At 32.4% G+C, this 14424-nt stretch carries 11 protein-coding genes; all 11 read right to left on the bottom strand.

Features of this window, described 5'->3' with window-relative positions:
• Positions 1–65: 65 nt before the first annotated feature.
• Positions 66–1247: a glycosyltransferase gene (locus tag WC644_12960; protein MFA5012846.1), complete on the bottom strand. Its 1182-nt coding sequence runs from the start codon at positions 1245–1247 to the stop codon at positions 66–68.
• 4 nt (positions 1248–1251) lie between these two features.
• Positions 1252–2451: a glycosyltransferase family 4 protein gene (locus WC644_12955; GenBank protein ID MFA5012845.1), complete on the bottom strand. Its 1200-nt coding sequence runs from the start codon at positions 2449–2451 to the stop codon at positions 1252–1254.
• 62 nt (positions 2452–2513) lie between these two features.
• Positions 2514–3656, bottom strand: a complete 1143-nt coding sequence (locus WC644_12950) for an O-antigen ligase family protein (GenBank protein MFA5012844.1) — start codon at positions 3654–3656, stop codon at positions 2514–2516.
• Positions 3657–4031: 375 nt separating this feature from the next.
• A complete protein-coding gene (locus WC644_12945) occupies positions 4032–5399 on the bottom strand; it encodes an oligosaccharide flippase family protein (GenBank protein ID MFA5012843.1) in 1368 nt (455 codons plus the stop codon).
• Positions 5400–5410: 11 nt separating this feature from the next.
• Positions 5411–6538 carry a UDP-N-acetylglucosamine 2-epimerase (non-hydrolyzing) gene (gene wecB, locus WC644_12940; protein ID MFA5012842.1) on the bottom strand — a complete coding sequence of 376 codons (1128 nt, stop codon included), beginning with the start codon at positions 6536–6538 and terminating at the stop codon, positions 5411–5413.
• A 27-nt stretch (positions 6539–6565) separates the two neighbouring features.
• Entirely contained in the window at positions 6566–7687 is a 1122-nt protein-coding gene (locus tag WC644_12935; GenBank protein MFA5012841.1) for an NAD-dependent epimerase/dehydratase family protein, read from the bottom strand.
• Positions 7680–8687 (bottom strand): polysaccharide biosynthesis protein, encoded by a 1008-nt coding sequence (locus WC644_12930; GenBank protein MFA5012840.1) that lies wholly within the window; start codon positions 8685–8687, stop codon positions 7680–7682. Before WC644_12930 ends, WC644_12935 begins: the two co-directional genes overlap by 8 nt.
• Before the next feature lie 23 nt (positions 8688–8710).
• On the bottom strand, positions 8711–9268 hold the full coding sequence (locus tag WC644_12925) for an SLBB domain-containing protein (GenBank protein ID MFA5012839.1): 558 nt from the start codon (positions 9266–9268) through the stop codon (positions 8711–8713).
• Positions 9269–10015: 747 nt separating this feature from the next.
• Positions 10016–11374 carry a nucleotide sugar dehydrogenase gene (locus WC644_12920; protein ID MFA5012838.1) on the bottom strand — a complete coding sequence of 453 codons (1359 nt, stop codon included), beginning with the start codon at positions 11372–11374 and terminating at the stop codon, positions 10016–10018.
• A gap of 108 nt (positions 11375–11482) precedes the next feature.
• Complete coding sequence (locus tag WC644_12915; protein MFA5012837.1) at positions 11483–13072, bottom strand: Zn-dependent hydrolase; 1590 nt, start codon at positions 13070–13072, stop codon at positions 11483–11485.
• Between the two features lie 532 nt (positions 13073–13604).
• A complete protein-coding gene (gene tnpA, locus WC644_12910; protein MFA5012836.1) occupies positions 13605–14039 on the bottom strand; it encodes an IS200/IS605 family transposase in 435 nt (144 codons plus the stop codon).
• Between the last annotated feature and the right edge of the window lie 385 nt (positions 14040–14424).

Below are 14424 nucleotides of genomic sequence, written 5' to 3'. Positions count from 1 at the left end.
TAATTATTATAATTTATTCTGAACGAAATCATTGCAAACCTAAATTTTGTATAACTTATATGGTTTTAATGTTTTAATATTCTTTCATAAAATTCATCTAATTCTTCAGCTTTAGCATCCCAACTTAAATATTTTTCTGCAATATCTCGGCAGTAGGTATTTCGTTTTGATAAATTATTTCTGTTTTCAAGTATATACTTTATTCTATCTTTTATACTCTCCTCATTATTTTCAACTACAATAAATGCATCAGAGTATTTCTCAATATATGGATTAATATTTCCAAATTTATTAACCAATATGGGACGTCCCGCTGCAAGATAATCTCCGGTCTTGTTCGGCCATCCTGCCTTATTTTCAACATTATCCTTTTTTATAAGCAAAAATATATCTGCACAACTCAATAGCTTTGAATCTTTACGGTAATCTATCCATCCGTATTCATAATAGTTGTCTGAGATTCCATATTTTATTTTTTGCGCTAAAGTTAAATTCTCACCGATTGAAAACCAGTTGATTTGCTCTTTATTGCGAAACTCAGACATGACATTTATAAAAGATCTTAATCCCTCTAATTCAGAGTCATTAATACCTATGATACAAAATGTCAAACTTTCATTTGGAATCCCATATTGCTTTTTATATTTTGTGTCTTCATAAAATGAAATATCATCAATATCTGCTCCGCCATGAATAATTGTAATATTACTTTCCTTGATCCCCGCTTTCAGACCTCTTTGAAAGTTAAATTCCGATAATGAGACTACTCCATCTGCATGAACCTTATTACGAACTTCAAAAAAGCTGTCATACTTTTGTACAGTATTTCTGTATATGAAATTTCTTTTCAATCTTTCACAGGATATACCGTAGTAGTCCCACCATTCAGATATATACTTTGATTTTCGAAATAATCTGTTCAGCAAACATGGAATACCTGAAGCCGGACGATGACCCGTATCACTTTGAACTATGTCAAATTTATGAAAAATTACATAAAATGCTTTTAAAATTGTAGAAAAGAAACCAAATCCTCCTCGGCGGAATGATTGCGGAACAATATCAGGAAAAGAAATTATCTTTACGTTATTCCGTATTTCATCTTCAAAAGGAAATTTGAATCCGTTTGATTGGGTTGTTAATAATACTACATCATGATTTATTTTAGCAAGCCCTTTTGCTATCGAAAAATTCCTGCTAAAACCCGCTTTATCCTTCATACCGTAATGTGCAATGAGAATTCTCATAACATCAAAGCGAAATTAGAAATTCAGCAATATTTCTTGCCTGGATCCTGTAATTAAATACTCCGTAAGCCAATTCTTTGCCTTTAATTCCTACAGCCTTCGATTTATTAGGATTCGATAATGCTTCATCAATTTTTTCTGCAAATTCTGAAGGATCATTAGTTTTTGAAATAAATGCATTTACTCCATCGGTTAAATACATGGATATCTCACCTACATCTGTCACAACAACTGGATTTCCGGTCGCAAGGTATTCTCCAAGCTTTGTTGGAAATCCTCCCTTTGCCCTTTGATTATCCGGTCTGGCAAGAATTAGTAATGATGCACCACATAGATAAGAAGGAACTTCGTTTCTGTCAATTTTCCCCAAAAATTTTATTCTATCGGTGAGTTTATAATTTGTAACAAGTTCTTTTAATCTTTCAAAATCAATCTCGTTTTTTGCAGAACCTATAATGTAAAATTTATATTCTGGATACTTATTACTTATAATATAAAATGCTGATATTGCATCATCAACCCCATCTTTATCTTTTACGAGATCACCAATATAGGCAATATATTTTTCTTTCGGTATCTCATGCCTTTTAATATTGAATCTGTCTGGTTCAACTGTCATTGGAATTATTTTCATCATACACAAATCATTCTTATATCGACTAAAATATTCTTTTAGCGGACGTGTCATAGTTATTATTCCATCAAAAAAACGATACCCTATTAATGGTTCAAGTTTAAGTAATAATGGAAAATAACGATAAATTGGGATGCTTTCCCTCAAAACATATGGGAATTCATCAACAATCAAGACAGTTCTTATCCTTAATAGAATTTTTAGATAAAAAGATAAAAATAATATATAATAAACATTGTCATTACTGATTAAAACAAAATCATATGGATTCTTATATTTGCTGTTAAGTAGTATATAAAACGACTTTAAATAGCCGTATAGTGCTTGTAACAACATGATAAATTTAGATCGTGACCATTTTGTAGTTCCGTTTGTATATTCAAACTCAACTCCTTCAAATACACCTTGATGACTTTGATTTATAACATTATCTTGTTTTTCTGTCGGTCGAAGCGAGAAGTGCTTTACTGAATGTCCTAATTCAACTAGTCCTTTAGAATACGAAAGAATTCTGTTTGTAGCAGAATATCCGATTGGAAACGGATACGCAGATATTACAAGAATTCTCAATGAAAATTATTAATTATTTTTTATTGTACGAAATATAAGTTAGTATAAGCTTGTCAAGTAAATTATTTTTCCGTGATTTCGTATTCTTCCGATTCTTCACCCAATTCCATTTCTAATTGTAACTCTTCATTTCTCTTAAGTATAATTGAAGCAAATATAGCAAAAACTACTACACAAGAATTAGTAAAGAAAGTTGCATTGAACAGGGAAATAATGAGATAAAAAAGTATCACCATATATGCTTTTTTAGTTATGCTATCAAACCTATTCTTATAACCTAATCTTAATAAAGGTAGCAATATAAAAGTAACAATCAAGAATAATCCTATGATTCCTTGTGTCGGTAGAATATCTAAGATGAAGTTATGCGGTATCCAAAAAAATTCATCTGATACTAAACCCGCAGGATAATAATAACCTGATAACTTAGTACCGTTTATTGGATTATCCAAAAATGTATTAAATGCAAGCAAATTTTTTAATAAACGATCTTGATAGTTTTGGTCACCCATATCAAAAGAATATTCTGCTCTGCTTAAAAAAATATCAGAAACAAAAGGGATTTGTCCTAATAAAAGAATAACTATAGGAATTGCAAGAATTGCTAAAATTGTAGTTCTTGTCTTATTTGATTCTCGATTTGATATAAAAAAGGCAATGAATAACATCAAAGCTACAACCATGTAAACAGACCTATGTGCAGATATTAATATACCAAGTAATGTTATAAAAATAATTATTATCTTATTTTTCTCAGCACCAAATAATGCAATTCCGTCAGTTAAAGTAACAAAGAAAAACAATGTCGCAACGACAGTTACTATTCTTATTTCTCCCGTATTTGTTTCTATAATTATACCCTGTGAATAATTATAAAAACCAGTAATTATAAAGGCTAATGTCGCAATAAGAAATATATAGAATATAAATTTGTATGTTTTTTCTGAAGCAAGATAAAAGTAAAACATAGGTATAAGCAGGAAAAAGAAACGGTTACTAATTTGACTGAAATATTTTATTGGATCCATGCTTTCGTATTCAAGATACGATAATGGCAAAACTACAGCTAATTGATAAACGCAGTAAAAATATATTCCAATTAATATATATTTGTTTTCGTTGTACTTTTCGTTTATAATTTTTGTAACAAAACCAAGACTTGCAAGTAGTATAAATAAAACTGATATTGCATTATATGTATTCAATCCGTATATCTTTACATCGCTTACTTCCTGATTATATGAATGCAAAAGGATTGAATTTAATGTAAGTAATATAAATATTATCGAAGAAAGTATATACTTAAACTTCATTTTATAGTTTAATATTTAAATTCAATATTTGGTTTCACTACTCTCCCGTTAAAAATAACAAATCACTATTACCCATAAAAATAATTCACTTTCGTTTCTTTCTAAATTAATTCTAATTTGCTTTCAGATAGAATATATATTCTCTGCATTTATAACGTTCTAAAAATGACTGTTATATTTTTTAATTAACAAGTATACTAATTAGTCGAAATGCAAAGCATTCAATTGCGTTTAACAGAAATACTATAATTAACCATACTTTCCAGTTTACTTATTCCAAAAACTCTTTGCTCTGTCATTAATAATTTTATAATATTGAATTGGCATTAGTAGCATAAAAGGAACTAAGGAAATTATCGATGCAATGACCACCGAAGCAACCCCAAAATTAAATACTTTTAATAAAAAAATGGTCAGTGGGATATAAGATATTATTATTATTATACTCAATATGAATTGAAGATATATCTTCCCCGACCCATTCAAAAAATACATGTATGGTGAAACAAATGTCATTGCAATAACATACAATCCCATTGTCGTAGTTAACAAAAAAGGTATATCAAAACTCCGGTTTTTTCCAAGCCATATATCATAAATAAAACCAGATACTAAAACCATTATAATCGTAAATATTATTAATATAATTCCTATTTTGTTTAGCTTTTTAATTGTGTTTTTTATCCATGAAAAATCTTTTCTATAAAAAGCATCTGTAAAACCGGTCCAGACTGGACTTAATATAATATAAAATACCATATTTATGATAGAGAAATATCTGAACACGATATTATATGATGTAACTGACTCCGGTCCTATTAATTGAGTAAGAACAATTGAAGCCGACCCAAAAATAAAAAATGTTGAAATTTGTATAATAAAGAATCTAATACCTAAATCTGATAATCCTCTTAAATATTTTATATGAATAAATTTGGGGGAGGGTATTAGAAACCTATATCTATTAGAAAAATTAAAAACAGTAATAAGGAGGAGTAAAATAACAGGTATTATACTTAATGACATTCCAAGTACAAATAATGAAGGGGAAGTATTATGCGTTAATATCCATACTATGATTACTGAAGAAATATTTGTCAGAAAACCTAAAAAATCATTATATGACGGTTTTTGATCAGCTGTAAGTATTGTTATAATAAGTTTGAGAACAAATTGCAAACCAAAAAATAGCATTACAAAATTTGCAAGTTTATTCACTTCTGGTTTCAATTCGGCGGGTGTATTAAAGACTGAACTCCAGTCTATAAAAATACCTAAAGAAAAGTATATAATTAAGAAAATGGAAACGATTATTGTTAAAGCGAAGTAAGCAGTACTAACATATATTCTTCCTAATTCTTTATCATCTTTAGCTAATGATTCTGCAAGCTTGTTTCTAAGTCCGTTTCCTAAACCTAAATCGAATAACGTAAGCCAAGCTAATAGAGATGAAATAGTCACCCAAATACCGTATTCTAACACGTTAAGGTAATTAATTGACATGGGCACAAGTAGAAAAACAGCAAATACTGAAAAACCTTTAAAAACAAATGAAAGCAATATATTCTTCTTTGCTTTTTGAGAGCGGATACTTCCGCCTAAAAAAGAAGATTTTAATTTATTAATTAATTGCAAATGAAATAGATTTATTTCGAATATTCACTTCCAAAAATGCCATTCCATATATTATTTAGTTTTGATGTTCCTTGTATAAGTTTTACAACTCTTAAAGACGAGTTTAGTACTTTATAATCTTCAGTATATTCATTCTTGAAATTATGCAAAGATTCGGATAATAATAGTTTGATTGAATTAATTATTATATTTTTATCTAAGCCGGTCAGAATAATTGAGCCATAATCCAATCCTTCCGGTCTTTCCATAGAGTTTCGAACTGTAATAGCAGGAAATCCTAATATTGAAGATTCTTCGTTGATTGTTCCGCTGTCTGAAATAACACAAATCGATTGCTCTTGCAATTTTACGTAATCAAAAAATCCAAATGGTTTTAAAAACTGTATCCTATTATCAAAATTGTATCCTTTTAAAGATTCAATTCTCTTTCTTGTTCTTGGATGAGTAGAAAATATTACCTTTTCATCATAAATTTCTGCAATACTATTCAAAGTATCTAGTAACTTTATAAGATTATCTTTGTTATCTACATTCTCTTCCCTGTGAATGCTAACTACAAAATATTTCTTACTTTTTAGTTTAAGAATTTCCAGTATTTTTGATTTCTCAATTTTTGAGCTGTAATATTTCAAAACTTCATTCATAGGAGACCCGGTTAAGTATATCCTCCTATGTGGTAGCCCCTCGCTTATTAAATGTCTTCTTGCATGTTCGGTATATACTAAATTAAAATCTGCTATATGATCTATTACCCTTCTGTTTATTTCCTCGGGTACATTAAAATCAAAACACCTATTACCTGCTTCCATATGATATATTGGTATATGCATTCTCTTTGCCATATATGCTGATAAACATGAATTTGTATCACCCAATACAAGCAATGCATCAGGTTTTTCTTTCTTTAATACTTCCTCGGATTTTTTTATTATATCACCAACAGTCGCTCCCAATGAACTCGTGTCTGCATTAAGAAAATGATCGGGTTTCCTCAATTCAAGTTCTTTAAAGAATATTTCGTTCAACTCATAATCATAGTTTTGGCCTGTGTGAACTAAAACATGATTAACTGTTTCATCAAGCAATGAAATTACCCTCGATAGCCTTATTATCTCCGGTCTTGTTCCTACTATTGTCATCACTTTCAATGACGGTTTATTTTTCACTTATACCTCCTCAAAAAAAGTGTCTGTGTCATCCGGATTAAAAATCTCATTAGTCCAGAATAATGTTAATAAATTTGTGGTTCCCGTATTCTCTATATTGTGCGTATGCCATATCGGTATATCAATAAAGCACGGCGTTTCACCGTTTACCTTGTATTCTGTAATTTCCTTCGTTCCAATTTTTCGTAAGCGTATTACTGCCTCTCCCTTTATTACGCTGAAACGTTCTATCTTTCTCAGGTGAAAATGATTCCCGCGTACAATCCTGGGTTTCGTCTCGGAAAAGAATGTCTGGCCGTGTACATACGCTTTTGTTATTTCGGTTAAATATCCTCTGTTGTCAACTTTCCTTTCAATGTTTCTGATTCTGTTCTCATATTCCATATACGACCGGAATGTATTGAATAAGTTTACATCATTCTTATCCTTAAGCAGAGGTATCAAATTCTCTTTGATATAAGTATTGTTGTAATAATTCAATTTTTCCAGTATTTCTGTTACTTTTATCTCAAAATCATAATTTATCTGATAACCTTCGGAATATATTTTGTGCTCAATTATATTTGTTATTTCCTTTATAAGATTATTGACAAAAATAAGCTTTAAATTGTTATCAACATCAATCCTTGGTGTCTGTTCATGAGTAATCTGGTATGAAAATGTTGAAATAACCGAATTGTAAAAAGGTCTTCCGAATGGCCCAAATACATTGGGTATTAACATTCCCGTGAATTTTACTCCCGCTTCTCTGCACCATTCGGCAAGCAATCCCCTGCCTTCTTTCTTGGATTTTCCGTATATATTGTCAAGACTTTCCTGCGTAGAGGATGAGAATAAAATATGAGGCTTGGTATCAACTTTTTTAAGTCCGTTTATCAGGCTTAAAACCAGTTCTATGTTCTTTTTGTAGATTTCATCAGGATCGTTATGCCTGTTCAATGCCGCAAGATGAACTACAACATCGCATTGATTCAAAAATGCATATAACTTGTCCTCATCATAAAAAAATGAGTCATCAAACAGTATTCTATCGAATTTTTCTTTGAATATTCCAAGATAATTATACAAATGACTGCCGATAAATCCGGCCTGACCCGTTATACCGATTCGCAATCTATGCATTTAGTTCTTCCTGAATCTCTTTTAATGAAAGAACAAGGTTTACTGTCTCTTCCAGGCTTAACCGTTGAGTGTTGGCTGATGTATATCCTTCTTTCGGAAAATGATTTATCGTACCCTCTGAGAAATATTTTTCAAAATCTATCTTTTCAAGGTTTCTAATCCTGTAATAATTATCGTAACTTTCTGCTTTCATAAGGTCTTCTTGTGTTACAAGCGTTTCATGCATTTTTTCACCTTCCCTGATTCCAATTTCTTTAACTTCAGCATTGGAATTGAATATTTTCAATGTCGCTTCTGCCATATCATCTACTGTTGATGCGGGTGATTTTCTTACTAAAATATCTCCGTTTTGACCCTCTTCAAGAGCAAATAGTACTAGGTCAATAGCTATCGGCAGTGGTAATAAAAATCTTGTCATTTCTCCGTTAGTTATTGTTATCGGTTTATTTGCCTTTATTTGCTCAACAAACAACGGAAATACGGATCCTCTTGAATACATTACGTTTCCGTACCTTACTCCGCAAAATACTGTTTTGGATTTAGATGTCCGCGCTTTTGCTAGCATCAGTTTCTCAAGCATAGCCTTTGATATGCCCATTGCATTAATAGGATATACTGCTTTATCAGTACTTAATACTACTATCTTCTCTATTTCTTCATCTTCTGCAGCGTCCAATACATTCTGTGTGCCTATTATATTCGTCTGTACTGCTTCGTAAGGAAAAAATTCACAATTAGGTACCTGTTTCAATGCTGCTGCATGAAAAACTATATCAACTCCTTTTATCGCTTTGTAAACTCTTTCTCGGTCTCTAACATCACCAATGATAAACTTTAACCTTTCATCATGGTATTTATTACGCATATCATATTGTTTCTTCTCATCACGGCTGAAGACTGTTATTGATGCAGGATTTGTCTCCTTCAGCAGCTTATCAACTATCGTATTACCAAATGATCCTGTCCCACCTGTGATAAGAATTTGCTTATTTTTTATCATGTCAGTTTATAATTAATTAGTTTTTATTTGTTATATATCATAATATTTAATAATACTGTTAGCATTGATAATATTGGTAATACAACCACTCCTGCTATACCTTGTGCAACCTGCCAGAAATCCTTTTCCGGTTTAATTGCGAATGCGATAATATCACCTGGTTTTAAAATTGGATTAATTTGCTTTACTGTACCTTCTTTTTCTTTATCAAAATAATCAAGATAATCAAAAACAAATATTGTATCTTTCCTCAATTCAGGATTTTTTTCCTTTGTTCTAATAAGTTTGAAATTCTCAAAAATACTCTCATCAGGTGCACCGCCTGTCAATGCTACAACTTCAACAAGACTTGTTCCTTGTGGTACCAAATAAATTCCTGGGTTTTTGACTCCGCCAATTACAACAACTTCGAAATTAAACTTATTTGGTTTCGATAAATTAAAGTAATTTGTACTTATCCTTTTCAAATCCTGCTCCCTGTATAATAGAGAATCGGTTTGTTGGGTAAGTGTATCATCCTGACAATACAAAAAATTCAATGCAGTAAAAACAAACAAAGTTATAAACAAAATTCTTTTCATAAAACTAATTAATTTTTTAATTGAATAATAATTGCTTAAAGCTTTTCTAAATGTAATTTAAATTTTGGAATAGCTCCGCTAATAAATCACAGATTCTATTACAAATTTGCATATGTTAAAACAATATATAATATGCTTTTTTGACACGGTAAAAACAAGGAATTAGTGCGGTTTTTAAGGGTTTATTACATTATCTTGATTGTTTTAATTTGTTTATGATAAAAAGATAATTGCGATATTATTACATTTTCATATATAAAAACTAGTCATATTCCCAACCAAATATTCCCTACTAAAAAACTTAAATTTTAGGATAAATCCATTGTCATCTTGAACAATATTCATTGATTTGTTAAAAGATCTCATCTGTTCTTACTTCATATCAAATACTCTGATTAAATATATTATGGATGCTTTACTATTTTTAAGGTTAAACTGAAAGTGTTTTCACCTGAGTAAACTGAGTAAATGAATTCCATAATTTCAGCATCCCATCAAATAATTTAATCATTCACCACATTATGAAGAAATTGAATCTTTTAAAATGTGAAAATTCTCTTTTTATAATGTGAAATCTTAAGTTATCTGTGAATAAATAATCCCTTCAATGCGTTTTCAACCATTTTCTTATTTTACAGTAAACTGTTATTATCAAGAAACCATTATTTAATAGTATACTGCTCGCATCTTACCTGAGCCAAGGTTTCTCTTTTTCACTATTCAAATTCGCCTTGATTTCTTAACAATCTAATGCCCGACACTAAAATACCCAAATCCTATTCTTCTTATTTCTTCCGCATCAAGAATATTTCTTCCGTCAAAAATATTGCATGGCTTTCTCATAAGTCCGTAAATCTTTTTGTAATCAAGCGTCTTGTAAACTTCCCACTCAGTCATTATCGCAATCGCATCCGCATGCTCCGCGGCTTTGTAAGGATTATCAGTGAACTCTACCTTGCCTTTAAATTCTTTTAAATCTTTTCTCGCATTTCCTAATGCCTTCGGATCCGTTATAACAATATGTGCATTTTCTTCCGCCATAAATTTCGCAGCATAAAACGCCGGTGTTTCCCTCGTGTCGCCCGTGTTCGCTTTGAACGCGAATCCAAACATCGCTATCTTTTTCCCCGATAAAGTGTTAAACATGTTCTTTATCATCCTGTTTACAAACCTCTTCGTCTGGTAATCGTTCATCCTTATGACCCATTCCCAGTACTCAGCAACTTCATGAAGTCCCATCGATTCGCTAATATAAACCAGATTCAATATATCTTTCTTGAAGCATGAGCCTCCAAATCCTACACTCGCATTTAAAAATTTCGATCCGATTCTCGAATCCATTCCTATCGCTTTACTCAGTTCCTCTATATTCGCACCCGTAATTTCACATAAAGCTGATATGCTGTTTATAGATGAAATTCTCTGTGCTAAAAAAGCATTAGCCGTTAGTTTCGAAAGCTCTGAGCTCCATACATTACTCATTATAATTTTTTCTTTTGGAACCCAGTTCAGGTATAAATCCGCTAATTCCTGCCTCGCTTTCCTGCCCGATTCAGTCTCGTATGAACCGATTAATACCCTGTCCGGATTTATTAAATCATTTACCGCAGTACCTTCAGCTAAAAATTCCGGATTCGATAGTACTTCAAACTTTAATTCTTTCTCGTTGCTCCCGAGTATCGCGTTCAATGTCTCTGCTGTCTTAACAGGCAGAGTGCTTTTTTCAACGACTATCTTCCCTTCTTCTGAATTTTCAATGATGCTCCTTGCAGTACTCTCAACATACTGAAGGTCAGACGCCCTGCCTTTGCCCTCACCGAATTGCTTTGTTGGTGTGTTCACTGATATAAATATGATATCCGATTCCTTAATCGCCTTACCCACATCAGTCGTAAAAAATAAGTTCTTCCCTCTGACCGATTTTACAACCTCCAGCAAACCAGGCTCAAATATCGGCAGCTCATCCGTCTTCCAGGCATTAATCTTTTCTTTATTTATATCCGTCACGGTTATCTTATACTCCGGACATTTTGCTGCAATCACAGCCATCGTAGGACCGCCGACATAACCCGCCCCTATACAGCAAACTTTTTTATAAAACTTCATTTCTGTACTTATATTTTTATTTAATAAATTTTCTTCCTTTCTTCCCGTTCTCCTTGTGGGTTCTTTGTCTAAGTTACGCCGCGGAGATCATCCCGACGTACCTGAACTTTATTCAAAAACTATATCCACCGGTATCCCGGCATTATTTACCCTTTCCAGATCCTTCTTCAGTTCTTCTTTTATAAACCCGTCTTTCTCAATCAACGCTTTCGCACCCGCATAGTCACCGTCTCCCTGTATCTTCAAGATTTGCTGTGATGATGATATAACAGCATCTTTCATCTTCTCAAAATTCACCGTGTAAGTACCGTCAGAATTTCTTGTGAATGCACCCTTTTCCTGAAAATAATAGAACCTAACCATATTTGCTTTGCCGTGTGCGCTCGCAGCACCAAACCTGCATGAACGGAATATCCCGGCCAGAAAAGTCACATAGTTATCCATAAGTTCTCCGTCTTTTAACTCACCCATTTCATAAAGCTTTGTCACTAAGTAAAGACCTAAAATATCCGCCTTGCCTTCCTCAAGTCCTGAATATTGTTCTTTTAATACATCCCTTACCGTACCCGCACCGGTTATTGTATTCTTTATCCCCAATCCATGAGCAACTTCATGAAACATCACGTTTTCAAAAAAGGCGTTGAACTTGCTGTATTTCCTCTGCTCCGGTGTAATCAGTAAATCTGATATCGGTGCCATTATCGCATCGAACTTTGCCTTCATCACATTCTTTAATTGTAGTCTTCTTGACCCCGATTTTAACTGGACTTCTTCATCATTAGGTAAATTAATTGCTATCGTCTTGCTTCCTGAATTGCAGTCACCTGCATAATATAATGCATCATATGCGTTTAAATCTGAATCAGCTCCCGCTTCTTCCTGTTTATACTTTTCATCAACAGGCAGTTCCCGCTGTAATTGAGGTAGTAGTGACGCAAACTTTTCAAGTTTCTTGCTCCATTCCACATCCTTCACTAAAACGTATGCCTCAAATGCTGTCTTGTATCCGAATAACTGGTCTGTGTAATTCTCTATCGGTCCAACCACAAAATCTATCACGTTCGTCTTCATTTCCATCCATGCAAAATCACTCGGCTGATAGTTATCAGTAACAAGCGCTTCCGCTCTCATCGATAAATACTTCTTTAAACCCGCGTCTTCAGCAAGTTCCGACGCCTGTTTTAAAAGCTCCGAGGCTCTCTTCAGCTCCCTCTCGTATGACTTTGAATACATAACTACTTTGTATTCCCCACCATCCTTTACAACTATCGAATAAGGACTCATCTTCATTGGATCTTTTATTTTTTCAAAATCACTCTTTGTCATTTCAATGGGATAGAAATTCGCTCCGGCTGGTCTCTCGCCGTAACCTTTTATAAATGGCTTCTCGTCATTCAACTGATCCCACGGTCCATAGTTTATCAGTGCAAACTGCTTCTCGTATTCATCCGTCAAACCCGAAAGAAATTTTTCCTTATCACCGAAGTTCTGTTTCCAGAAAAGGTCATCCATAATTTTTGATATTTCTATCAATATCGGAATCATCTTCTGTTCGTTAGCCGTAAGTCTGCTTAAATCCGTCGAAAGACTCACCTTCTTAAACGCCTGAACTCTCTGTTTTGCGTAATCATTTTGCGAAAATAAATTTCCTGAATTCAATAATGTTAAGATTAAGATTGTTAATAGTATGCTTTTCATGATTGTAATATAAATTAAAGAAAATTAGTAATTCTTGATTTAATTTCTGCTTTTTTCGGATAATCATTATCAACACATCTTATCGTCTCTAAAACCTTTAACCCGAATATGTACTTTGCTCCTCAGAAAATACTTCAATGCTAAAGTCTAGATATTCATTATATCTTGATTTTTTATATCTCATATCTATTAATTTAATAATTTTCTTTCAACATTAAAAACCATTCACACAGAAAGAAATTAATCCCTCTTTAACTAATTCCATCTTCCAAATACTATGCGCTTTACTTGCTCTACCTCTTATTCTTATACTTACTCTTACTCATACTATATATCTTACTTTTGCTCTTCAAATTGCCGTTGCCTTTTGGTACGACTTTAGTCCTGACTTTAGTCAACGGATTTAAATGTATTAAAAGAAGTCCCAAGCTTCAGTTCCATAATTTACTCTATTTCTTGCTCTTCAGATTGCCGTTGCCTTTAGGCAACGGATAATAAATGCATCAAAAGAAAACCAGGGCTTCAGCCCCATTCATTTTCCTTTATTTTCCATTTTGTACTTTGCTAATATTTCATTAATTTCTTGAACAAACCCCTGGGATTTATGATGTTCCTCTTGTTTTTTAATATAATCAATTAACTTTTCTCTACCTGACTCACCAATAGAAACCGCATAATAATCATCCTGCCAACTAAACTTTATCTCTAATAACTTTCCTTTATTTATCCAAAATGAACTCTCCCCTTTTAATAAATTTGCTATCTTAGAAATGTTCTGTTCTTTTCCTAATGAGATTAATAAATGAATATGATCATTCCATCCACCTATTGATTCCAAAAATATATCTTTAGTGCCGGCATATTCATGGATATGAATATACAATTTATCCCTAATCTCTTTAGATAATAATGACTCTCTGTTTTTGGTGCTAAACACTAAATGAACTAATATTCTAACGTATGACATATTAATATTGTTTTTTATTGGGCTAAAGCCCTTTTGGATGATATTTTCAAAATCCGTTGCCTAAAGGCAACGGCAATTCATCAATTAAATTATGATAAATTTTGTATAAATTCTGTGTCTTTCCATTTCCCTTTATTGATTTTACTCATCCTCCTCTTTTTCTTACTCTTGCCTTGCTCTATCGCTTGCCTTAACTCTTGCTCTATCTCTTACTCTTTTTCTATCTCTTGCTCTTACCTGTCTCTTGCTCATTCTCTATCTCTTGCTCATTCTCTATCTCTTGCTCATTCTCTATCTCTTGCTCATTCTCTATCTCTTGCTCATTCTCTATCTCTTGCTCATTCTCTATCTCTTGCTCATTCTCTATCTCTTGCTCATTCTCTAT

The sequence above is a fragment of the Ignavibacteria bacterium genome, from assembly GCA_041649015.1.
Lineage (GTDB): Bacteria > Bacteroidota > Ignavibacteria > Tepidaquicellales > Tepidaquicellaceae > CAIKZJ01.
The sequence above is the reverse complement of the archived record's forward strand: the minus strand, read 5'-3'. Positions and strand labels throughout refer to the sequence as shown.